We start from the raw sequence: 25,208 nt of genomic DNA, 5'->3' as shown, positions 1-25,208 counted from the left end.
ATTATTTTTCAGAAGACATTTTGCATGAAGCGAGCCAAAAGGTAAGCTTTTGTTTTTACTTATTTAATTATGAAAAATAAGACCGTAAATTGCAGTTTGCGAAGCAACTTAAAAATGTTTTTTTAAACTAAAAATAACAGCCATAAAACGATAAGTTAAGAGCTAAAAAAAGGGCCTGTAAGCCCTTTTCTTTAAAGCACCATTGCCGCAATCCAGCCAAATATAAGTAAGGGTATATTGAAATGAATAAAAGTAGGTACGACTGAATCCCAAATATGATCATGTTGACCATCGGTATTTAAACCGGATGTTGGACCAAGTGTAGAATCTGACGCCGGAGACCCTGCATCACCAAGTGCACCAGCGGTTCCAACTAAAGCTACAGTTGCCATCGCAGAGAAACCAACTTCAAGAGATAGAGGAACGAACAGCGTGGCGATAATAGGCACTGTTGAAAATGAGCTACCGATACCCATGGTGATCAGTAAACCGACCAGCAAGATCACCGCTGCTGCAACTGGTTTACTATCTCCTATAAGGTCAGCACACGTTGCCACAAGTGAAGCCACATCACCGGTTTCTTTCATTACCGCGGCAAAGCCCTGAGCAGATATCATGATGAAACCTATCATGGCCATCATAGCCACACCTTTAGTAAAGATATCCGAGTTTTGTTCCCACTTAATCAAACCAAACAAAGCGAACATCATCACACCTACAAGTCCGCCCAAAATCATTGAACCGCTAACATTTTGCGCCAGTAAAGAGCAAAAAACAGCGATACCACCAGCTATCAGTACTTTTCTTTGGTCCTCTACTATTAAGTCGCTTTGTCCAGACGTCATCTCATTAGATTGGTACTCTCTGGGTTTTCTATAGCTGATAAATACGGCAACCAATAAACCAATTAGCATGCCAATCGCCGGGATCACCATGGCGTAAGGCACATCGGTATTAATCACTTCAAGGCCATTATCTGTGAGGTTTTTGTGTAAAATCGAATATAAATAAATACCACCGAATCCGTAAGGTAACACCATATAAGAAGTGGCCAAGCCAAATGTGAGCACGCAAGCTATCGCACGTCTATCCATTTTTAATTTATTGAAAATAACAATGAGTGGTGGAATTAAGATTGGGATAAAAGCGATATGTACCGGCACTAGATTTTGAGACGCTATCGCGCAACACATAATCACCGCAAGAATAAGCATACTCAAATACGAAGCCGAGTCTTTGTTTTTGCTATTGACTAACCCCAATAATTTGTTTGCCAAAATAAGTGTTAACCCTGACTTTGAAATTGCGACCGCAAAAGCACCCAACATGGCGTAGCTTAGCGCAATTTCAGCCCCACCGGACAGGCCATCATTAAACGCATTGAGCGTTTTTTCTAACCCTAAACCAGCTGTTAACCCAGCAACGAGCGCGCTAATCGTCATTGCTACAATCACGTTAACCCGAAATAAAGAGAGGCCCAACATCAAAATGACCCCGATGAGTACTGCGTTCATATTATTTTATTTTTGCCTTTTTTATTATTTGTCTATTTAGTTTTGAAAGCTTTCGATACTGCTGTGATGACAGTTGCACCTCGTTATATCGTGTGCTTTCAAACAAATCATAAAACTCTGAGAGCTCATTTTTTGCATGCGGCCATTTTGTTTTTAAGCATTCGAATATTTGCTTTGGCGTTAATCTATCAGATTTTAGTTCAGCCAACACTAACAACTTATTATATATTCTTATTTCTTTCGGCTGTTTAAATCTTGCTCGTAGATTTATATAGATAAACCAACAGCCAAATACAAGGATTAACAACAACACGACGCTTAGAGCTGGTAGTAGTTTATGCTTTTGCCCAAACAGTGTTTTGAGCAGCGACGACTGTTTTTTGTCATCAAAATTCAATACCCAACGGGTCCAATGAAAGTCTATTTGCTCGAGCTGCAAACGTACCCAATTGATCGCGGCAATATTTGAAAATGCCTGAAGGCTAAAGCCCAAATTATCCTTAAACTCTTGCTCTAAGTCGGTTAGATCCGACAGCGAACCCAACATTCGTTCGGGCGCTACCCAAGCGGTTGGGTCTAGTCTTTGCCATCCATATTGTGGGACATAGTATTCAACCCAAGCATGCGCATCATATTGATAAACCGCATAATAACTACTTTCTTCATTAAACTGGCCACCTAGATAACCAGACACTAGCCTAGTTGGTATACCTACTGATCTCATCAAAAACGCAGCTGACGACGCATAATGTCCACAGAACCCAACCTGAGTGGAGAACAAAAACTCATCAATGGTGTCATTTGAGTTAATACTTGGCGGAGACAAACTATACTGGAAACCTTGCGCTACGAAAAATGCTTCCATCTTTGCCAAAAACTCAGCGGTAGAGCCCGTGGTGCGATCCCACTGCTTGGCCAACTCTACAGCTTTGGGATTTATTCCATCTGGTAGGTGAGTATTTTGTCTATATTCCCACCGGGTGATCCGCGCATCGTCTAACTTTACCGGTGAGACATCGTATTGGATAGCTTTGTTGCTTTGCTTTTTTTGGTAAATCGCACCGAAATGATTCGCTGAAATGCCACTGCTCGCCGGGATGCCTTCTCCTAAAGTATAAAGCCAACGCGTATTGGAGGGGCTTGAAATAACCGAGTAAGGTTGGGCTATGGGCTCATACGTTTTGTACAAAGGCCTCGTTTGCAGGCTAGACATAGCCCACTTTTTACCATCGAAACTATCGTGAATAATTGCACGCCAGTAAAAGGGCGGTTGGAATTCATTTGATATCGGTAATAATGCCCGAAATGCTAACTCTGAAGAACGAGACAAATCCGAAATCTCAAAAGGGTCAACGTTTTCCGAAAGCCCTGTTGATGCAGACTTGGCGTTTGGTAACTGCCAAAAAGGCGGCAACTTTGGTATTAGCATCACCATGGCTATGGCCAAAGGTAAGCTAAACACAAACTTGCGAACCGAGCTGTGAACTGATTTTTTTATTGCGACATGATGTGTCACACTAAAAAGCTGTGACAAATTTAACAATAACATGGCTGCAATCAGCAAAAATGCCAAAATATTCTGTGAAAACAAATAAAAACAGGGGTAGGTAAAAAAGTTGAGAATGTAAACACTTTGGGCTTGCTTTTCGCTGGTTACTTGCAACATTTTTAATGAACAGGCACCGAGCAACATAGCGACAAACATCTCAATGGTGTTTCTAAAACCAAGAGACAAAAACACAACAATAATGACAGTGACTGCAAGTAAGTTAACCACCAACTGCGACGGATTTCTTACCGCGCCCACTGAAGTGCTCACCTTAAAAATGCAGATCAATAATATTGAAACACAAAAAACATAGCCCAGATTTTGAAACAACAACAGTGACATACCACAATATATCAATGAGGTAATCAGTGTATTTCGCTGAACTAACTCGCTAGCATTCACTTAAGCTCTCCAAACATTGCACTGCATGACGCTCTCCACTTGCGGCGGGTATATGATTACCAGGTAGCTTCAGCGCAAATTCGTGCCCCAGTCTGTCTGCCTCAAGAACTTGGTGGCACAGCTTAGATAAGCGTGTTTCTTTTGTTCCCTCTATTAGGGAAAAATCTAACACTAAGGTGATCCCATGGCTATCACCCACATAGTCTTTGACCAGCAATTCTTGATTTTTCGCAAAGTGTCGCCATGAAATACGGTTTCTATTCATACCTTGCTGATAGGGCTTCAAGCCCGAAAACTCATCAAGGCTATCTGACTTTTGAGCAATTACGTCTGTATCATCTTCGGAATCAAGAGACTCCCGTAAATCTAACTCACACTTTAACGGCGTTGGGTAAACATAAAAGGTTTTATCAGATAACAAATAGCTCCATACGTTTACTAGACCAAAAGGGTAGCAACTATGTATTTTGAATTTTCCGCCTTCATATTTCCCCCTTTTTTCTAGGCTCAAGCTCACTACTTGGCTGGAAGTCGATTCAAAAATATTTTTATCTAGCACACCGGAGCTGTGCCAATTAGCACTACTAATGCTCAACGAAAAGACTTCTTTTGACGCTGAGAGTTTAAATTTTGCGTCATTGTGATTGCCGCTATAATTATTTTTTACATCAAGTAATTCAAGCTTCAATCCGTGTAAATTAAAATATCCGTAAAACAAAGAAGAGATTTGGAGCATTAGCATCAAGTAAGCAACCCCTAAAATGAGGTTATTTTGGTAGTTGATGCCAATGATGAAATTTAACAGCGCAAACAATAAAAAAAAGAGTCCACGCAGTGAAGGTACTACGTAAATATTATTGTGAGAAAAGGTGATGCTGTTGGCGCTGTGCTTTCTAGCAATGACTTTATCTATCCAGCCTTTATAAAGCGACTTTGCCATTACAATGGCACCACAACTCTTTCAAAAATTGCTTCAACGGCAGATTCTTGCTCACTACAAGGAATATTTAGCCTATGTCCTGCGACGCACCCAAAGACCGCTTGGACATCATCCGGTAAAGTATAATCTCTACCGGAAATCAACGCATAAGCTCGAGCTGACAATCCGAGTGCGATACTAGCACGTGGGGAAAGTGGATCACTAAATTCGCCCGAGTCTCGCGTGTAACTCACTAAATCAAGGATATACTGCACAATGGGCTCAGCTAACTTAACGTCCATAACCGCATTTTGCATCTCGAACAGTTGTTCATCACTGATAGAACAACCCAAGTCATTCATGTTCAATGTACGCTTATTCCCTGAAGCTATAAGACTTTTTTCAACCTGAGCATCCGGGTAACCCAAACTTATTCGCATGAAAAAACGGTCTAATTGAGACTCAGGTAGGGGGTGAGTCCCAGACTGATGCAACGGGTTTTGTGTTGCAATTACAAAAAATGGTTGCGCCAATGGATGGGTCTGGCCATCAATGGTTACTTGCCCCTCTTCCATCGCTTCTAAAAGTGCACTTTGGGTTTTTGGGCTAGCGCGGTTAATTTCGTCTGCTAACAATATCTGGCTGAAAATTGGACCTGGGTGAAAATCAAAAGAGTGTGTCTGGGAATTAAATATACTGGACCCTGTGATATCAGCAGGAAGCAGATCACTGGTAAATTGCACTCTTTGATAACTGAGACCAAGAACATTAGCCAACCCATGCGATAAGGTCGTTTTACCCATTCCAGGCAAGTCTTCAATTAACAAGTGACCTTTACTCAACAAACAACACAAAGCCAACTTCAACTGCTCGTTCTTTCCCAAAATCAATTGAGAAAGATTTTCTATTATTTTATTTGTAACTGGGTTCATGCAATCATTTCTAATCTTTTCATCACTGTATCTACTTTTTTAGCGTTAAACGGCTTTGCAATAAAGCCTTTTGCGCCTAACTCCCAAGTATTTTGCACATTCTCCAAACTGTTGTGACCGGAGCACATAATGACATGTGTATTAGGGAATTGGTCATTGACGTATTCGAGAATTTGAGTGCCATCGGTATCTGGCAGCTCTATGTCCAAAAAAAGCACATTGGGTGATTTTGATTCGAGTAACGGTTTAGCTGAAGTAAAATCCTTTGATTCGTAAATTTCTTCGAATCCTAAGTTTTCTAAAATATCAATTAAGTAGCTTCGTACTTCTTCAACATCATCGATTATGAGTATAGGTTCTAAAGGTCTAACAAGTTCCATATTGTAATGCTATCTGACAACGACTGGCTTAATACTAAGGCATGGCGACAATGAGCTCAATGGTTTATTTTTATCAAGGCTGCAACCTAACTTAGTACAATTATTTACTCATTCTTGAATATAGTATACAAAAGGAGAGCAACCAAGCATTAATATTGATTTACGGTGATATTTTATTGAGAGCGTGCATACATAAAGCTTTGATTTAATTAATTTCTAGCTCGCTGAAATGGTGCAACATATTGTTCTATATATGCTTTGAGTTTTTTGTGTTCTGATGCCTGCAAGTAGTCATAATGCGCTTTTAAAAACGCCTCTTTGTCATAACTTTGTAACAAAACTTCATTCACTCTTGCGATAAACGTACTGCTTTCCGGGGTTTTATTGCACATAAACTGACCGATAACCACTTTAGGAGAACCTGCAACGCGATATGATCTCACAGGTATATTGATATTATTGCTATAACGGTGAAATTCAGAAGGGTAGTTTAATGAGAAATCGACTCTTTTAGAAATGAACATTCTATATACAGTTTCATAGTGATCCGCGCCTCCGCGAAGAATAATATTTTCCTTATTTACGACAGAGATCTGCGCGTCTAAAAAGTCTCCGTAAGAGAAGCTCTCAGCGATAACGATCGCACTACTGTCATATACCTTAAATAGATCGGGTAAAGAAGTGATTTCTCCCTCTGCGTTTAATACTGCTTTTGAAGCCTTGGATAAATCATGATGGGAATAGAGCTTGTGCGCCCAATAAAAATTAACTGGTAGGCTAAAGAGATACCGTAACTTCCTCGGTTCATTTTTTATCATGTTGATAATACATGAGGGGACCTGAGTCTGTTGTATTGATTTAAAGGCGCGCTTACGGCTAGACTTCACATAATGTATATCAATATCCTTTATCTGAGACAATACCAACTCATTGGTCGCACCTGCAATATTTTCCGGCTTACGAGTCTTAGTACTCAATAGCTCAAAGTCCAGCTGGTCATCAAGAAAAATACGTATGCCTTGAGCTGACGAATTACTGCAAACGGTGCAAGCTGCCACGACTAACAAGTATGCAAACTTATCACTGCAACGCACTATTCATGCCTCTATTTATTAACATCTATTCAATTGTAGACGAGATTTGTGCTTGTCCCACAATTAAAGGGGAAATATGCGGTGAATAGCGTTCACTCACGTTTCTAATTACGATAGGTATTAGCATGTTTAAAGGCAAATTTTACATCGCATGGGAGGTACCTTACTCCTTCTGTCTTAGGCATAGACAATGTTTATATCTAGGTAGTAAGGTCAATGAATCTCATTGTTGGAGCTTTACACCAGAAGCTTTTATATTCCCCAAATTAAGTAATTTGTATAATTAGTACCATGAAATAAACGAGTTGTTTGTTCTTGGGTAGATGCCTACTTGAACACTTTGGCTACGTCTTATTACAAAAGCCTTTAATACAAACTTAGTGGATTAAAGGCTTTTGCGTAAGTTACATTGGAGCACGGCGTGGTCACCGCGCTCTAATGTCATTATAGTAGGGTTATTGATAAAGTAGGGATCTGCCATACTGCTGTGCAAGTTTTATCGTCTACCCCTGAAGGGAAAGGGTTCAAGTAGCAAGTTTGATATGGGTAGCTGCCAGACATCGCGCCTTGCTGATGCAAAGCTGGTGACAATGGACCCACGAACAACTTTCTGAACAGCGTATTTCGAACTGGCTCCTTCCAAAGACTGAATATGTGTGCCGAAGAATACTTTGTCCATGAAGATTGTGTATAGTTTTTATCGCCTCTAGGCAGCGGTGGGGATACATCTAACCATTGGTGATTTCCGTCGATATTTGCGAAAGAATCTACAACTAAGTTGTCACGAACATTTGGATCTTTAGGCAATCCAATATGCTGATATAACTGGGCAATGCCTTGCTCATCCAATAAGCTTAGCTTTGTCAAAGTGACTGCGTTTGCAACTACCGTAAAGGTCTGTGGATTGAACTGTCCATTTGTAACAGCCATTTCATCACGTAGTTTCTGTGCAAAATTGTCGATGATCACCAGAGACTTTCCGGGCGCTGTACGCGTAAATACCTGGTTGATCAAAGCGTCCGTTACCGGCTTATTTTGTAGTTCGATAAACTCTTGGTATGGTTTAGGTAACTTACCGATAAACTCTTTTGTTAAACGCTCTATCAACTTTTCTTTCATTGCATCAAGCAATTTCTGCTCTAACTCTTCGATTTCCTTAAGGTGAGGTGCACCAAGAGCCGCTGACAAGCTTCCCGCCTCTGCGATAATCGTTGTTACATTGCTCAGAGCTACTTTTATATTACTGATATTTTCCATGGTATTGCACCCGCTGATTTGACTGGCAACGCCAATCAACTGAGGTTGATAACATGTGAGCCAATAAGTTAATGGTTCCATAGCACTTGCATTAGGATTAATCGTATTAACAATTGCCTGTGATGCAGCCTTGACGTACTCAGAATTTGCTTCATCAATATCCTTAGCCCAATTTTTCAGTAGAGATTGTACTGGGCTGGTAGTCTCACGTGCGGTGAGGTTTAGCGCCTGAATTGCTGCTTTGACCTCGATTATAGAAGTCATAGCGCTGTTTAATTCACGCTGCAGATCTGGAATTGTATTTTTTAATTCTGCTTCGCCATCAACTAGCTTCTTAGCTAGACTATTTTTCTTATTGGTGAGCTTTATCACGTTGTTAAATAACGCTCCGGTTACTTTTTTACAAAACGCATGACCTCGACCGTCACTAATTCCCCCACCTTGACTTGCGAGCGTAACCGTTATTTTGTCACCTTGTGATAAGTCTACAACTGCGGTATCTATCAAATCGAGACGAGTTTTAATACGGTGTAGTTCATCCCTAGTTTCCTTAAGCAATTGCTCATATTGTTCGCTGTGTTCCCATTCCAGATCCCCATACTCGCCTTCAACTCTTGCTAAGACTTCGTCTTCATATTCTTCAAACGTCTTTCCGCCTAAAAAAGAAGACTTAGCAGCCAAGAGCGATTCCTTAGTACCTGTGATGCCATGATCCCATTTAGGTTCCTTTGGCTTTGAGCCTCCAATAAGACCTAGTGGATCTAATGGGTTAAAATCACTGCCAAATATAGATTTTATTAATCTAAGTCCTGGATCTGTCTCTTTAACAAACTTTAGGAGTCCGGTCGGGTCTAAAAGTTTTTCATTCAAAAATAGCTCACATGCTGCCTCATGATGTTTCGAGTCAAGCTGAAGGACTGTTGTTTCTAACTCATTTTTAAGGCTAATATAACGATGCTTTTGCTCTTTGAACTTATTGTTAACACGATAAAGCCCCCCGTAAATCTGGCTATCTACCGTCAATAGAGACTGGTTGATTTTAATATCTAACGCGTCAAGCTTTTCAGTAACTATGTTTCCTTCATCAAGTACTTGCTGTAGCAGCTTTTGAATATCTTCCGCCTGACTTTGTGATAGGTCAATATCATAATAATAGGCTATTGCTCTGATGATTAAGCTGTCGATGGCAGTCCACATTTCATCACTAGCCATTGTATTAACCGCATCCTTAAACAACTTTATCGCTCTCAAATGCGGCGCTGCCTGAGAAGAATACTGAAATGACGCACTATCATCATATATCAGGCTATCCCTAATATAATCATAATATGCTTGGCTCGCACCGGCGTTCTGCCACTTGCTTCCCAGTGCCACATTATTATGGTTTTTCAGAGCAGGTGTGTATTTCCCAATAAATGATTCCAGTAAAAAGTGACGCTGTTCGACTACAGTTTCTGTATCCGTTAGCTCAAATACGTCACCGGAATACTGATTCACGTAGGTGTGTGCAAATACATCTGAAGCGGCATGGGCTAAAAATCCATAAGCGACAACGCGTGCAATTTCACGCCTATCTACATAATTAGGATCTTTTTTATTACTATTTAGGTATCGGTAATGCGCATTATCCGCATCATTAATTTTATCGAACAGAAACCTTAACCAGTCGTTGGTCTGCCACGCGCCAGGGGCCAGACCTCCTGGATGGATGAGTAATTGACCGGCCACTACGTCGGGAAATGCATCAGACCCCAAAGTAGAAAGTAGATACTCGCTCTTATTGTTTAAAATAGCTTCTCTTGTTGCTGCAGAGACTGGTACATCTAAATATTCATTGCCGATTTTTAAGGTAAGTTTTCCATCTTGAAGATCATTGATAACCTGTTGGCCTATCCAGATATGCGTATCAATTTTAAATGCATTTGTATAAAACGAAAAAAGCAACATTACCGCTGAAAATATGAGCTTATTCAATAGTTTTCCTAAATTATTTAATTTTCCGGCACTTTATATAAATAATATTATTTTGCAATACTTCATATAGAACTTAGAAACGGAATAACTATTTAGCACTAGAATTAGTTTTATACAATCACACTTAAGCTAAGTTATTGAGCGGACAATAATCAATCAAAATACCTAATTAGGCATTTTTTATCGCTTAAATAATGGGATAAAAACCACAATAGTGTATATAATAAGAAGCCAAGTGCTTACTTTATATGATGACCACTCAATAGCTATAGAGCCACCTCCTCATTGATATCTATTAGATCTACAAGCTCAACCATTTAGCGCAAAGCAGCTAGGCTTAGAAGTGAAGTGGCTTAAAGCTAGGGCCTATTCAAACATACAAGTAGTGACATTTTAGAAGGGCACTTCCCTATGCACTTCTTTGCACTGAAAATGTAAAATCTGAATCGACTAGTTTAAATACCAACTTTAAAGTACAAGAGGGTATAAGTGACTACCTTATACTTCACATTATTTTTGTGATAAAAAACAGCTTCCAATAATCAATCAACAGGGACTCATTTAAGCCAGTACAGCTCTATTATGCGTATTTCATTGTCTTATTCGTACCAGACGTTTCATCAGATTGAATATTGAAAAACACCGCATATATCGCTGGCAGCAATACCAAAGTAAGTACAGTTGCGAAGGTTAATCCAAAGGCAATCACTACCGCCATAGACGAAAAGAATACATCCCACACCAATGGAATAACACCTAACACAGTTGTTAGAGACCCCATCATTACAGGCCGTACGCGACTGGCAGCCGAGTCTATCACCGCATCATAACGAGGTTTACCCTCTTTTATTTCATCATCCATTTGATCGACCAATACAATTGCATTTTTTATCAGTAGTCCAGACAATGAAAGTAAACCGAGTAACCCCATAAATTCCAGCTGCGTATTTGTCAAAAGTAGACCCACTACAACCCCAATTACGGCTAAGGGTACTATCAACCAAATTATTGCCGCCTGACGAATTGCATTAAAAAGCAAGACAACAACCAGTACCATTGCCAAAAGCCCAATGGGTAGGGTAGATGCCAATTCAGCATTGGCTTTTTCACTATCTCCATATTCACCATCCCAACGCAAGTAGTAGCCCGGAGGAAGGGCGATAGCCTCGATTTTTGGCCTCAATTCAGTGAGTAAATCCGATGCAATAATACCGGAAGCAGGATCAGCTTGAACCTTTAGCGTCCAGACCCGGTTTTCGCGCTGCATTTGTCCATCCATCCATTGAATATCCATTCCTTTCATGGACTCAGATAGCGGCACTGTAGAACCTGTAACTTTACTTGGCACTTGAATGTCCTGCGCAAGCGATATATCATTGCGTTCATCTTCAGGCGCTCTAAATACGATAGGTAGCCTACGATCATTGTCACGATATAAACCCACTGTTTTACCCGTAAAATTACCGTTGAGCGCATCTGCAAAATCTTCACGAGACACACCTAATCTCCCGCCTCTAGCGGCATCGTATTCAGGCCTTAAAACGGGTATTTGCTGGCGCCAATTGGTTTTTATTGCAGTCGCTGTAGGGGTACTTGCCATAATATCTGTCGCCTGCTGAGCAAGTTTACGAAGCACTACTGGATCGGGGCCATAAAATGTCGCCTCAATTTTTGAACCTTGGCTCGGCCCAAGTCTAAATCGCCAAACGCGTGCTTGCGCACTTGGGTACTCTCTATCAAGGTAGGCTTGTATTTTGCTAATTAAACCCTCAATTCTATCAAGGGAATCAACACTTAATATTATCTGGCTATATGCACTATTGGGTAACTCTGGTGAGTAAATCAGCATATAGCGCAAAGAACCTGAACCAATAACCGAGTGCATATTTATAATGCCTTGGTAACTTTGCAGCTCCTTTTCTATTTTCAGTACATCGCGCTTTGAGGCCGATATATCTGTCCCTTCAGGCAACCAGTAGTCAATTGCTATCTGTGGTGTCGTTGACGTTGGGAAAAACCCCTCTTTAACGTACATCAAACCCCATCCAGCGGCAAAAAACATTCCAATAGCCATGAATATTGCAAACCATCGAAATCTAAGAACTTGGTGCATGAAGTGTTTGTACAACTTCATGAATCGACTGTCAGAAACTGATTGCTCGCTCTCATCCATCTGTGCATTTTTTGGTTTTGGAAATACAATGTCAGCTAACATTGGGACCAAACCAATGGCAAATATCCAGCTATACGAAAGTGAAATCAAAATTACCCAAAACAGATGGTTAGTGTATTCAGCGGTGTCGCCTGGCGCAAAGCCAATTGGTGCAAAAGCAATGATACCGACAATAGTGCCGCCCAATAAAGCCCACTTTGTTTTACCCACGACGTCATTGGCAGACTGAGTCACACTTCTCCCAGATTTCACACCGATCAGTATTCCCTCAGTAATCACGATTGCATTATCCACCAGCATACCCAAGGCAATGATAAGTGCACCCAGCGATATACGGTGCATCGGGATGCCCATCATATCAATTGTGGCAACGGTTGCTGCGATGATGATGGCTAAAACAGCACCTATTACAATTGCGGACTGAACGCCCATAAAAATGAACAAAGTACCGAGCACAATCAAAATGGCCAACAGCACATTGATTGCAAAACTATCTACTGCTTCATTGACAATGTCTCCTTGGTGATAAAACTCATGTACCGTTATGCCAAGCGGGCGATTGTGCGACGTATCATCAAGCTTCGTCCTGATCTGCTCACCTATAACAGCTATATTTGCGCCACTCACATTTGATATCCCAATGGCAATGGAAGGCGCTCCATTAAACCGTGAGTACAAGGTTGCAGGTTCAGCTTCTTGTCTTTTTACCGTAGCAATATCACCAATGCGTACAAGGTCATTTTGATCAGGCACAGACACCATAATTTGCTTGATATCACTAAGCGAGTCTAACTTCCCCGTTGGGTAAATCGTTAGCCGTTGGTCGCCAACACGTATGTCACCCGCAGCAACCATGGCATTTTGTTGCGATAGGCTGTTGAACACGCCCGCGATTGAGACCCCCAATGCAGCTGCTCTATCTCTTGATATTTCTATTGTGATGACTTCTTGTTGCTCACCCATTAAAGAGACTTTTGCCACACCATCAACACTCAAAAGGTCTTTTCTGAGGTTTTTAGCATACTCTTCAAGTTCTTGAATGCTGTAACCTTCACCTGTAACAAAATAGAGTAAACCAAACACATCGCCATAGTCGTCGTTCACAAAAGGCCTGCCAGCTCCAGGAGGCAGACTTTGCGACGCATTGTCTATTTTGCCACGAAGTCGAGTCCACACCGCGTTAAGTTCTTTACGTGATTTAGAGAATGTGTGCTTGACCTCAACTTTTATCACAGAGTAACCAAAATAGGAGGTCGCAGTAATTTTGGAGACTTCCTGCATACCTTGGATCTCTGACTCCAGTATGTCCGACACCTCATCGGTAACCTCTTGAGGCGATGCGCCGGGGTATTGAGTGACAATTTGCGCCTCCCGAATTAAAAACTCAGGGTCTTCCAACCTGGGCATATTGGTATACGCGTTATAGCCAAAAGCAAAAGATGCTAGAATGATAATCCAACTCAATAGCCTTCGGTTGATAAAGTATTCAGCGATGTTCATGCATACCCCTTACTGTTTGTATGGACGCACTTTGGCGCCTTCAAAAAGGTAATGTCCTCCCGCAGCAACGATGACTTCACCTTCTGTCAATCCTGTTACGGATACTTTGTTTTGACTATGAGGTGACACCTTAATCTGTCTGCGCTCAACCTTATTGGTTGTCATATCAACTACCCAAACAAACGTTTCTCCTGCCTGAGCCACAACCGCACCAAGAGGAACGACATATACGTTAGCGTCTATTGTGTTGGAGGAGCTGAACTCACCTTTAAGTGTCCCGGTCATTCCGGGCAAAACGACAAGACCTTTTGGTGGTTGGAATGCATACCTCACTTCAAAAGTCTGTGTACTTGGGTTGGCCTTTGCAGCAGCTTCAAACATGGTTGTTTCAATTTCGATACCGGGCGCGGCATCAAGCTCTAGAGAAACACGAACTGGCATCTCTGTATCTGATTTTATAACGAGGCTTGCAGGTACATGTACAACAGCATGAGACCCTTTTGAGCTTAGCAAGGTCACAATGGGTTGCTGAGGCGCAACATTCTCGAACTTTTCAATGTGAACCTTTGCGACTATTGCGTCGTATGGCGCTACCAGTGTGGAGTCATCCAACTTTTTTTGAGCACTATCTAGCGCAGATTTTGCCTTGTTTTTCTGTGTTAACCTTTGATCCAATAAACTTTGTGAAATGGCTTTTTGGCCGATTAAGTTTGCCGCTCTTCGATAGTCAGATTCGGCTTGCCTGAAATCGGCTCGCGCACTCATTAAAGCGTTTTTGTAATCTCGCTGGTCCAACTGAGCCAACAACTGGCCTTTTTTTACTTCTTGCCCTTCTTGGAGCGTAATTTTATTTATCTGCCCCGGCACTTGAAAGGTGACCGCGGTTTCTTTGGCAGCTTCAACAAATGCTGGCAAATGAACCAAATGCATCGCCGGCTTTTCTTTGATCTCATATAACTTAGCTGGTTTTGGCGCCAGCACGACGCCATTTTCCAGAGGCTCGTCGCAGCCCACCAACATCAAAATGCTAGTCAGCGAAACAGTAAAAATTGCTTTCTTCATCGTATTTACCCACAAAAATGACACCATGTCATTTTTTCAATTATACTCAGGAAGAAAATAATGACAATGTGTCATTTTTGATTTATTTTTATACTCCAACTTAAAAGCTTCACTAGTACAGCTTTGATAAATTGACAGTTTCAGCCACAAAAAAGTAATTATTAAACAATTAAATCAGTAACTTACTTATATAATGATGCAATCAAATGTGTTACTCCAATTGGTGGTGGCAATGCGCTACTGCGCGTTTATACGTAACATCAAAATCAGTGAGGAAAATGTTGAATGTCGGTGCTATCGACGTTGTTTTTTTGACAAGGCGACCCACAACTCGATAGGTAACCTAGGAACAAGGCTATAATATGCGAGCTTTTTGCTCTAGCGTGTTTACCATATCAAAAACTAACTCAATTCAAGGGTTAGGTGGCAAAAGAAATTAATACAAGGGTCGCCAAACAGCATATGTTGTATATGCGATTTGGCTAGGTTCAAAATCTAAAATACCGTTGCTAGTAACGACAAAAAAGCATAAATAAACGCCATAAAGATACATATGAGCAAAGTATTAAATGCCCACTTTATCGGGTAGTAGATTTTTTTATTAGCCTGTTTTAGCCGTTTTGCACTGTTTAAAACAGGTGTAACTTTACTAAATAACCCATTGATTGCACCAGCTTGATCGCCGGGTAAGTTGGGCACTAACATCATTCTCACTAGCTTTTTGTATAGTCGATTAAATACTCTCCCAAACAAGCCCAATGGCCGCTCGATATCACACATTAAAATTAATCGAGGTTTGTCAGTATTATTTTCGACAAAATGTAGGTAGGTTTCATCAAAAATAAACGCTTCACCATTTCGCCACGCTTGCTTTTTTCCGTCGACATTAATAAAGCAGTCTGAGCTATTTGGCGTGTCTAGCGCCAAATGATATCTAAACGAGCAAGCTATTGGGTCTAGATGACGAGTTAACTTCGACCTAGCTGGTAAAATTGTGAACATTGCGCCATTGACACTTGGAATTTGCTCAAGCAGCTTTATTGTGTTTGGGCATAATTCCTTGGCTGAATTTAGGGTTGTACCATACCAAGTACAGTAGAATTTACTCCAACCATATTTATAAAATGTCCTAAATCCGACATCATAAAAGCTTAAGTTGTCTTTATTTGTGGTCTTTTCAAAGTAGCCTAAGTGATATAAATTATTTACTTCTTTACTTATTTCTTGCCAGTTATCTTGTAATATAGCTAACCCTTCAAACTGGCCTGCATCAACAAAAGCACTTCTCGCGCCACGTTTTGTAGAAAGGTATAAAAGTACATTTAGAGGGGCAAATATCGGCCAGCCTTTACGCAAATATTCAACAAAACTAGCAAACCTTGCTTGGCCCCTAAATTTATATACATATAATATTGATAACGTTGTAAAAGACATTATAAGAATCAATATATAAAAGCTAATCATTCCACCACCGCCAGAACAGATAATTCAAAGTTCACACCTATTTAGTTTCCTAAATAAGTGCCCATTTCATACTATGTTTTGCCTAAACATAACCTTTGAACCTTTCTAGAGACTTACACATGGACAGTTTTGTTCTTCTAACCACCGTGATTTAACGCATGAGTATCTCAGACAATGTGCACCGCTTGATTGACTTTTAATATGTGAGGACGGGAGGTAGCCTAAGAATATACGATGGTCATATATTCCTAGAAATTATGTCGTTATCTGCCGGACGTATAAACCAGTAATAAGCTCGGCCTAAACTCTCAATCCAGCTTGCTACAGATCAAGGTGATTTGTTCTACAACCCATTTATAAAAAGGATCATTTGCTGTTTTTTGGTGCCAAGCAAGCACTACACTGAAGCCAGGTGGGTAGTCTGGCAATTGGATTTCTTTAAGCTTTGGATCCGGTAGCATTCTTTTTGGAATAAACGCAACCACATCAGAGTCGTGTACATATTCACTCATTATTTTAAATGATGGAATCGATGCGACAATATTGCGCTCAACCTGATACTTTTTAAACCACTCAGTAGAGGAACCTCTTAGGTTTGCACGGGCTGGAGACACAATAAGGTGATTATGGTTGTTAAGTTCTTGAATCTTGATGTGCGCACTCAATGTACTCTTTGCACTAGTCACGAGCCGATAACTTTCGTTGTAGAGGCGTTTATATGGGATATTTGAGTCCAAAAAATCGGGGATCGTGATTGCAAAATCAACAGTGCCCTTTGTCAACGACTCGGTTAGTGTTTCAATTTCTAGGTCTTTAATAATAAGCTTTAAATTTGGCGCAATCTTCCTGAAATGGCAAAACAACGCCGTAGTCACAACTTGCTGCGCGTAATCAGTGGACGAAATCACGATTGTCCTCTCAACTTCTTCTGGATCAAAGTCATCTGTGCGAACCGCGCCTTCCAATACGTTTAAAACCCCCTCAAGCATTTTACCTAACGACAATGCCTTAGGTGTGGGTGCAATGCCTCTGCCATGACGCACAAAAAGCTGATTGTTAAAAATAGCTCTTAGAGACTTAAGTTGAAGACTCACAGCTTGTTGGCTGACATTCAAAGATTCAGCCACTCTGCTAATACTTTGCTTTTCGAGTAGCAGAAGAAGCAACCGCATTTGCTTGACATCCAGCTTATCCAATTCAGTCATTTACCACACCAATTAACAATCATTTAATTGTTAATATTACAATAAGCACAATCTTTTTCTAGTTTTTTAGCTTTATTAAAATGGCACTACTTTGGTTAGTCTACGTACAGGCTAGCTAATTAATAAACCACTTAAAGCAACAAAGCTAAATGTTCGGAGTACAAATAAATGCAGTCAATAAAGGTAAAAAAAGCAGGTGGATTGGAAAACATATATTTATCTAAAGACACAGAATCTTCAGCTCCGGTAAAAGGGGAGATCAAAGTACAGATATTGGCAAGCTCACTGAACTATCATGATTACTTGGTTGCAGACGGACATCTACCACTCGAGCAAGAGCGAGTACTGCTCTCGGATGGTGCCGGAGTGGTTGTTGCAGTTGGCCAAGGAGTCACTGAATTTAAAGTGGGCGACCATGTCGTTTCAACATTCTTCCCTCAATGGCTTTCAGGAAGCCCGAGCCACGCAGTTGGAGATTTTGCTAAGACGCCGGGAGATGGCATAGATGGCATGGCTGCGGAGTATGTAACGAGGGACGCTTCTGCATTTACGCTCGCACCAAAGGGCTGGTCTCATCTGGAAGCTTCAACCATCACCACGGCAGGTTTAACTGCATGGCGCGCACTAGTGAGCGACGGCAACTTAAAAGCCGGTGAAACAATCGTTACTTTGGGAACTGGCGGTGTATCTTTAGCAGCGCTGCAAATCGGTAAAATGTTTGGCGCAAAGGTGATTGTAACTTCCTCCTCTGACGAAAAGCTGCAAAGTGCAAAAGCACTAGGCGCAGATCACATTATTAATTATAAAACCAACCCAGAATGGGCTAAAGATGTATTAGCTATCACAGATGGTAAGGGCGCAGAACACATAATTGAGGTAGGTGGACCGGGCACACTTGCCCAATCTGTTGAATCCGTTGCTGTTGGCGGAAATATCTACCTAATAGGTGTATTAACAGGCTTTGAAGGCAATCTGCCAACTGCACAATTGATGTTTAAACAGGCACGACTACAAGGTCTGCTGGTGGGGAGTCGAAGCCAACAACAAGATTATGTAAAAGCACTCGAAGCAAATAATGTGAGACCTGTAATAGACAAAGTATTCGATTACGGCTCTCTTGCCGATGCATTTCGATATCAAGTATCAGGCTCACATTTTGGTAAAATTTGTGTTCAATGGTAACTAAATTAAACCAAGCTAAACGATAAACTAAGCGCCTTCTTTGCATTTTCACTAACACTGGCATAAGCTCCAAAATGAAGCTCATGTCAGTGTTTTGATATAACTCGGGAGGGCTGCATGCGTGAACATGGTAACTTTGAAATGTACATTAAAGGGCAAACCATTGTTGTTGACGCCATGGGTGCTTGGAATCTTGAGACCGCTTTGCGTTGGAGTGATGAGTATCAAAAAAATGTTCACCTACTAGCTGACAAACCATGGGCGTGTTTAGTCAACTTAACACAGTTTGAGCTATTGGTCCCAGAGGCTTGGGCGCATATAAAACGCTATAGCCAGTGGAGTAACGAGCAAAATCAGCAGTACGAAGCTGTTGTTTGTGGCGCTTCATACCAGCAAGCCTTAGTTGAGTTGATCCACGAAGCAATGCCTAATGTCGATACACAAATCTTTCTAAATTTAGATGACGCTAAGTCTTGGCTAACGCAAAAGGGCATGTTTTACGAACAGTAGAATACATACAAGTTGTAAATTCGTTTAAGTAAAAATCAAACTACAAACGGCATGGTTGCCATAACTCCCCATATAATTCTTCATCTTTGAACTGCTTTCAAGCGTGTTCGTTTTAAAATAGAGTGTTAATATACAAGGATTATTTAAAGTCAAAAATTAGTGACAGCATGTTGCTTTTGGCATGTGATCTATACGATAACTAGGGGAAAGCTTTGACAAATCAATATAGCGAAGACAGCGTTTTTAAATCTAAGTCGCAAAAAGGCTATAGAGCAAAAAAAGCACTGTTAGACTCAGGCATAGAACTTATTGCCGATCACGGAATTGACGGGTTTACTGTAGGCGAACTATGTAAAAAAGCCAACCTTAACCGCACCTCTTTTTATTCTTACTTTGAGTCTATTGAGCAATATATTGGCGAGCTAGCTACCCGAGAAAACAAAGCATTTGATGACGACTTTGAGCAGCAAACCGGGATCGCGTATGCTGAAATGACGCCGGGGTTGAAAAGGCTAGTGTTAGTGCTGACACAGTACTTCAAAAGAATCGAAAAAGACACAGTTTGGAATCGCTTTGTAGTCAATACCTTTTCTCAATACGCCCCTATCGCGGAAGTCATGTTTAACGATATGATGATTGATATTACGCAATGTATCGAAGATGGTGATTTACAATTAGCGCCTCAGCAAGCACACACATATTGTCAATTGATCTTTGCTGCATTTGGTGTCGGTCACCAGCATAAAACTCCTTACGGAGAGGTAAACAGTGCTCAGCTAGTAGACATGCTGCTCGACGCCGGGCAGGTAAAATGTAAGGAAAACGTATTGCACATCTATACACAATAAATATTGGCAAACGTCTTACTTCAACTCCCGCCATCAAACTGAATCAGAAGCAGGTTTATAAAGGGGCACTCGTATCCTATATGAGTCCCCAAAAAACTACTAGCGTAATTTCAATTGCCTATATCCACTTCAAAAATTGCTCGAAATAATTTAATAGTTTTATCTGTCCTTTTGCTAACCTTGTTGCTAAACATAAGGGTGTACTTCACGATTATTATCCATTATGACAACTAAATTAGGGGTAGGGATATGGCTCTTAAAGCGACCACAACCGCGCAAGATGCTTACATTGAGCTTTTTGAAAGGCACCATAGTCAGTCTCATAACGAACTTATCGAAAAACTCAATGAGGTGGCAGTTAAGTTATATGCAATTCCAATGGATAATCACTACATTAGAGACGCAATACTGGTTGAAGTATCGAAAGCCTTAATGGAAACCAAAAAGTACTTTCGAACACTTGAGTCTAACAATCCACGAAACCCAGAAACCGAAGGCAAACTAGTAATGCTGTGGGGATTAGCCGCAGCCCCATTAGGGTATATAGATCAGGATTTGGCAATATTATGTGCTTTGGAGGAAGAGAACTGGTTGCACCCAGACGGTTGGACTTGCGAGGAAATAATCGACTTTGGCGTCAAACTTGATTTGATCTCTCGTACATTTATGAGGTTGTCATTTCCAGTTTCTGTATGGCACTAACGTTATCAATGTCCGCTGAGTAACGAAAACAAGTTAAAAGGCCCCAAAAAATGGGCGCTCTCAACATTTCGAAACAGCAAAGTTAAGCCTTGTTAGGTCATTCAAGGCGACGACTGCCAAAACTAAAGTTACTTTGGTTTGGATAAAGCGCGTATTGCGAATCGACGTTACTAGAAAAGTACTCGGTGCGAACCAATAAGACACTCTTTTAATGCACAAAAATACCTTAACCCGGTAACCTAGCTGTCGCCTTTTAAATTGTCGATACATTAACTAAACTAATGATTGGTATCTATCTTACGCCTTTGTAATTGAACGAAAGCTATTGCGGCTTTCCCTGAGAAAAGGAGTGGGAAAATGAGACTCGCCAAGAGATGGGTTTGGGCATGTGTACTGCCTTTTTTTATGTCGATAAATGAATGTTTGGCTAATAAAGCTCGCATATACCTCGATGAGGAAGATGAACTTAAAGTATTTACTTCATTAACAGCACCTTCAAACATTGCAGGGGCAACAAATAAGTTGCTATTCGATGTCTTAGATAATGATTCAATAGAGTTCGCGCTATCCAGTTACAATAGAGCGCTGCGAGAGATGCAGTCCAATACCCAAGCGATATGCACCATTAATCGCATCAAAACTGCTGAGCGAGAAGCCTCTTTTTTATTTAGTTTGCCAGTAAACTTTTACGTTAGTCGGAGATTATATCAGCATGCATCGGCACGAAAGCTGGCAAATGCAGTGCTCAACCCAAATGGGGAAATACGCTCTTTGCAATCCTTATTCAAAGTATACAGCAGTAAGTTGATCGCGCTGTCTGACAATATGTCTTACGGCCCTTTTTTAGATGATCAATTAAAGCAAGTCGACAGCAGTAACAAAGTCATACGAAGTGGCAGTGAACAATACGAAACCATATACAGAATGTTCCGTTTACAACGAGTCGACTATCTACTGGGCTACCCGGCAGAGGTGTTTCGCCATGTTAAAAACGATGGGGCAAGCTATCGCTCGTATAAAATAGCCGGGACGCCGACTTTTATACTCGGCCACGTCATGTGTAACAAAACATCTAACAGTCAGGCGCTAATAAAAGCCATTAATAAAGCTATGCGCAAAATATACAAGACACAGTCTTTTGTCGCCGCACATTTGAATTTTTTGCCACCGAGCGAACACAAAATTACGCAATCAATCATTGAAAAGTACAAATATGAACTAGACGAAAAGCAGTAAAACTAAAAATTGTAACTTTTGCCCAAAACAGGCTGTCTTCGACCCCTCATAAGGCTCACTTTAGAGACCTAAAACGTTTTCAACGTCCCAATAAAACACCATGACAGTACAAGCACTAAATTCTAAAGTTAGTTAAACTTATCAACGCCTGAAAAATAATTCAAATAAATCATAGCTATAACAAGTAAACTATACATACCGATAAAATTTAATCCCAAACACAACCTGGTCTATACCAATTCACAGAAAAGACATGATATTGAAATATTGTTTGTGAATAATTCTTCGCAACTTTAATCACTAAAAAGAAAAATATATGAAATTTCAATTATTAGGTCTTGTAGCAGCACTGGTTTCCACGTCAGTACTTGCCGACAGTGACATCTATGTAACGAACAATAGCGACCAAGTTTTAAATATCTCTGTAGAACATACCGGCTCCGATCTAATGGAATATGGAGATGAATGGTCTCAACACACAACGCAGTTAAAGCCTTATGAAACCCGTATGGTTTTAAGCTTTAATCGCTATTATGGCGCCAAGTCTGGTCACAACTACCAATTTAAAACAAAGGTGACAACGCAGTCAGGCGAGGTTATTAACTTGCAACAAAATATGAAGGGTACTTGGTACGGCTCCACGATCACGCACAGTGCACATGGACAAGATTTTAGTTCAGGCAATTTTAGCGATAGAAACATCCACAGATATCAGTCAAACGTTGGCGTATCATCATTACCGGCAGAAGTCGCTTTTAAGGCCAAAGCAACGGCCAGATATGACGACTTTTATTATTCCATTACGCCGTCACACCAAGACGAAGCTGCCAACCCAGCGCCAGAGGCGCTTAAAGTCATGACATACAATATTTGGGCGCTCCCTGTGATTGCATCCCATATTTCCGATCGTATGACATTAATCCCTGAATATTTAAAAGGGTACGATGCATTGCTACTGCAAGAAGTCTTTCATTCACAACGAGAGTCTTTCCTGCGCGAAATTGCCACTGAGTACCCATACCAAACCAAAATGTTAGATAAATCAGGCGTCAATATATACGATGGTGGCGTGATCATTGTTAGCCGTTATCCGATCGTCAACCAAGCGCAATATGTTTTTCCTGACTGCTCTAGTACAGATTGTTTTGCTGATAAAGGCGTTAATTACGCAGAAATCATAAAAGACGGAGAAGCGTACCATCTGTTTGCAACACATACTGCGTCTAGCGATACAGATACGGCGCGTCAACACAGACAATTACAGTTTAAACAAATACGTAGTTTAGCAACGAGTTTAAACATACCAAGCAATGAAACTGTTGTTTATGGGGGCGACTTTAACGTCAATAAACTTAAGTTCCCTGGAGACTATACCAATATGCTGGCAAATTTAGCGGCATCCGCTCCTCAATACACCGGCTATACCAGCTCGACTTTTGACCCTCGTGTAAATTCATTCGCCAAAAAAGCGGGCGATACGGTTGAATATCTCGATTACATTGTTGTAAGTGATGAATACAAAGCAACTCAAAGCAATGTGAATGAAGTCAAAGTACCTCGCAGCACTGCTCAGAGTATTTGGGAGCATTGGGATCTGTCTGATCACTTCCCAGTAAAAGCAGTGATCAAGTAATTCAATTTAATGGAGCAAGCTTATTTAAAAGCTTGCTCCAATGTCCTTGAAACGAAACGGCCAAACCCTAACCGTTAATCGCTGTATATTTCGTAAAATGACATATGCACGTAACCATTCGAATGAGAAGCCGAGATTTTTAACCAAGGTGACACAATGAACAAAACAACCATTTTCTTGAGTCTTGCCATCCTTGCAGCTGTCACTAGCGCTGTTTATCAGAGCGAAGAGCCTGTGACAGCAGAGCCCAAAGCCAACATACAAGCGACTCAAAATACTCCATATCAAGAGCCCAACCCACTACCTGAAACGCCGAAACAATTGCCATTTGAACATAGCGAAAATAGAAGAGGGGAGCTGCTCAATAAACTAGCCCAGACTAATTTAAATGAGTTGAAACCACTGATAGAGTCATTTTGGCAGCACTGCTTGCGACAATCACAATGTGACGCACTACTTGCGGAACTGCATGCTCACGCAAGCACACATAGATATCAATTGATTGCTGATTACCCAGCCAAAAAACAAGAATTTGAGCAATTGACCGCCAGTGAAGACTTTAATACCACCACAGTTGAAAAGGTCAGCAGGATCAAGCGTATCTACACTCAAGTTTGGGGAGATCTCGCCACAGATCTATTTCATGAAGAATTTGCTTTTTATGACACCAGAGCAACGCTTGCCGAATTTACCGACTTAAGCCAAGAAATGACACCCGATGACTTTATTGAGCAACTGGATATTTTAAGCCAACAAGGTAAAGTCTCATCGGATGCGCAGGCGCAATATAGCATCGCAATTGAGATTTTAGGCACGAATATGACGCCAAATGAACTATCACATCTACGAAGTCAGCTTGCTCGGCGTTACTTTGACCATGAGCAAGCCCAAGCCATTTTAGTTCGCCAACAGCAAATCCTTCACCAACAAGAGACCGTGCTCAGCTACCAACAAGCACTCAGTGAAAAGAAAGCACAGTTACACATGCTCAAAGGATCCGAATATGCGCACTTATCAGCGCAGCAGTGGCAAACCCATTATGAAAACGAGGTAAAGTCATTTAGAAAAGCGTTTTTCCAAAGTAATTGAATGACAAGCATATAAGTTACTGCTGGTGGAGTGGTAATTTCGGCAATATAGTTAACACCAAGCAACAGCTCCACCAAAGCCACCTAGCTAACGTGAGATAAAGACAGGTATTGTTGATATGTAAACAAAACTGCTGGAAGATTAAGGCTAGGAAGATGCTTAAAGCTTGATAATGATAAGTTATTAGTGTTAATGCAAAGCTAGTTACACAAAAACCTAATCAATACACTATTTATCAAAATTATACAATTTGCCTCCCAGTACATTTTTGTTGGACCCGCTAAATATAAAGAGTCCTTCAAGGGTACCAAACAATCTCTGTATCAGAGTACATGAGCACTCCTCACGTAAATACATACATGCAGGCAATGTGTTTTGGATGATGTTTGAGAAACTAGAGAATTACAACCAACAAGTAGTATAGGAAATGGTGATTAATTGAGTAAGTGTGATTGCCCAGTGATACTGACGGTATAAGTTGTAGTACCTAGTGATTTTGACGTGCCCACACTACTACAAATTAACTTACTGAGTTTTAGTTTTAATCAACTTCTCCGCTTTCGCGTATACCTTAATTCACAGA

Annotated in this window: 18 protein-coding genes; 7 read left to right on the top strand and 11 right to left on the bottom strand. The window is 40.8% G+C overall.

What is annotated here, in order from left to right:
* Nucleotides 1-191: 191 nt before the first annotated feature.
* From J8M00_RS02605 to J8M00_RS02555, 11 genes are all read right to left on the bottom strand, one after another.
* The gene (locus J8M00_RS02605) at nt 192-1,514 is read right to left on the bottom strand and encodes a Na+/H+ antiporter family protein (RefSeq protein ID WP_211008806.1); all 1,323 of its coding nucleotides are present in this window, start codon (nt 1,512-1,514) and stop codon (nt 192-194) included.
* A 1-nt stretch (nt 1,515) separates the two neighbouring features.
* A complete protein-coding gene (locus tag J8M00_RS02600) occupies nt 1,516-3,465 on the bottom strand; it encodes a transglutaminaseTgpA domain-containing protein (RefSeq protein WP_211008805.1) in 1,950 nt (649 codons plus the stop codon).
* A complete protein-coding gene (locus tag J8M00_RS02595) occupies nt 3,455-4,405 on the bottom strand; it encodes a DUF58 domain-containing protein (RefSeq protein WP_211008804.1) in 951 nt (316 codons plus the stop codon). Before J8M00_RS02595 ends, J8M00_RS02600 begins: the two co-directional genes overlap by 11 nt.
* Nucleotides 4,405-5,316, bottom strand: coding sequence for an AAA family ATPase (locus tag J8M00_RS02590; RefSeq protein ID WP_211008803.1), 912 nt, complete (start codon nt 5,314-5,316; stop codon nt 4,405-4,407). Before J8M00_RS02590 ends, J8M00_RS02595 begins: the two co-directional genes overlap by 1 nt.
* On the bottom strand, nt 5,313-5,696 hold the full coding sequence (locus J8M00_RS02585) for a response regulator (RefSeq protein WP_023399139.1): 384 nt from the start codon (nt 5,694-5,696) through the stop codon (nt 5,313-5,315). The genes J8M00_RS02590 and J8M00_RS02585 overlap by 4 nt, the downstream gene beginning before the upstream one ends.
* A 209-nt stretch (nt 5,697-5,905) precedes the next feature.
* Complete coding sequence (locus J8M00_RS02580; protein ID WP_211008802.1) at nt 5,906-6,790, bottom strand: hypothetical protein; 885 nt, start codon at nt 6,788-6,790, stop codon at nt 5,906-5,908.
* A gap of 444 nt (nt 6,791-7,234) precedes the next feature.
* On the bottom strand, nt 7,235-10,021 hold the full coding sequence (locus J8M00_RS02575; protein WP_211008801.1) for a zinc dependent phospholipase C family protein: 2,787 nt from the start codon (nt 10,019-10,021) through the stop codon (nt 7,235-7,237).
* A gap of 580 nt (nt 10,022-10,601) precedes the next feature.
* Nucleotides 10,602-13,694, bottom strand: a complete 3,093-nt coding sequence (locus J8M00_RS02570; protein WP_211008800.1) for an efflux RND transporter permease subunit — start codon at nt 13,692-13,694, stop codon at nt 10,602-10,604.
* Between the two features lie 9 nt (nt 13,695-13,703).
* Complete coding sequence (locus J8M00_RS02565) at nt 13,704-14,756, bottom strand: efflux RND transporter periplasmic adaptor subunit (RefSeq protein ID WP_211008799.1); 1,053 nt, start codon at nt 14,754-14,756, stop codon at nt 13,704-13,706.
* A gap of 495 nt (nt 14,757-15,251) precedes the next feature.
* Entirely contained in the window at nt 15,252-16,190 is a 939-nt protein-coding gene (locus tag J8M00_RS02560; protein ID WP_211008798.1) for an aspartyl/asparaginyl beta-hydroxylase domain-containing protein, read from the bottom strand.
* A 338-nt stretch (nt 16,191-16,528) separates the two neighbouring features.
* On the bottom strand, nt 16,529-17,425 hold the full coding sequence (locus J8M00_RS02555) for a LysR family transcriptional regulator (protein WP_211008797.1): 897 nt from the start codon (nt 17,423-17,425) through the stop codon (nt 16,529-16,531).
* 168 nt (nt 17,426-17,593) lie between these two features.
* Between J8M00_RS02555 and J8M00_RS02550 the strand changes: the two genes are divergently transcribed.
* From J8M00_RS02550 to J8M00_RS02520, 7 genes are all read left to right on the top strand, one after another.
* Entirely contained in the window at nt 17,594-18,607 is a 1,014-nt protein-coding gene (locus J8M00_RS02550; RefSeq protein ID WP_211008796.1) for a zinc-dependent alcohol dehydrogenase family protein, read from the top strand.
* Between the two features lie 117 nt (nt 18,608-18,724).
* Complete coding sequence (locus tag J8M00_RS02545) at nt 18,725-19,117, top strand: hypothetical protein (protein WP_211008795.1); 393 nt, start codon at nt 18,725-18,727, stop codon at nt 19,115-19,117.
* Nucleotides 19,118-19,329: 212 nt separating this feature from the next.
* The gene (locus J8M00_RS02540) at nt 19,330-19,965 is read left to right on the top strand and encodes a TetR/AcrR family transcriptional regulator (protein WP_211008794.1); all 636 of its coding nucleotides are present in this window, start codon (nt 19,330-19,332) and stop codon (nt 19,963-19,965) included.
* A 249-nt stretch (nt 19,966-20,214) separates the two neighbouring features.
* The gene (locus J8M00_RS02535) at nt 20,215-20,667 is read left to right on the top strand and encodes a hypothetical protein (RefSeq protein WP_023399132.1); all 453 of its coding nucleotides are present in this window, start codon (nt 20,215-20,217) and stop codon (nt 20,665-20,667) included.
* 357 nt (nt 20,668-21,024) lie between these two features.
* Complete coding sequence (locus J8M00_RS02530) at nt 21,025-21,903, top strand: substrate-binding periplasmic protein (RefSeq protein WP_211008793.1); 879 nt, start codon at nt 21,025-21,027, stop codon at nt 21,901-21,903.
* 316 nt (nt 21,904-22,219) lie between these two features.
* Nucleotides 22,220-23,536, top strand: a complete 1,317-nt coding sequence (locus tag J8M00_RS02525; RefSeq protein ID WP_211008792.1) for a sphingomyelin phosphodiesterase — start codon at nt 22,220-22,222, stop codon at nt 23,534-23,536.
* A gap of 156 nt (nt 23,537-23,692) precedes the next feature.
* Entirely contained in the window at nt 23,693-24,625 is a 933-nt protein-coding gene (locus J8M00_RS02520; protein ID WP_211008791.1) for a hypothetical protein, read from the top strand.
* Nucleotides 24,626-25,208: the final 583 nt, after the last annotated feature.

This window comes from Pseudoalteromonas luteoviolacea, from assembly GCF_018100925.1.
In the GTDB taxonomy this organism is placed as follows: Bacteria; Pseudomonadota; Gammaproteobacteria; order Enterobacterales; family Alteromonadaceae; genus Pseudoalteromonas; species Pseudoalteromonas obscura.
The sequence above is the reverse complement of the archived record's forward strand: the minus strand, read 5'-3'. Positions and strand labels throughout refer to the sequence as shown.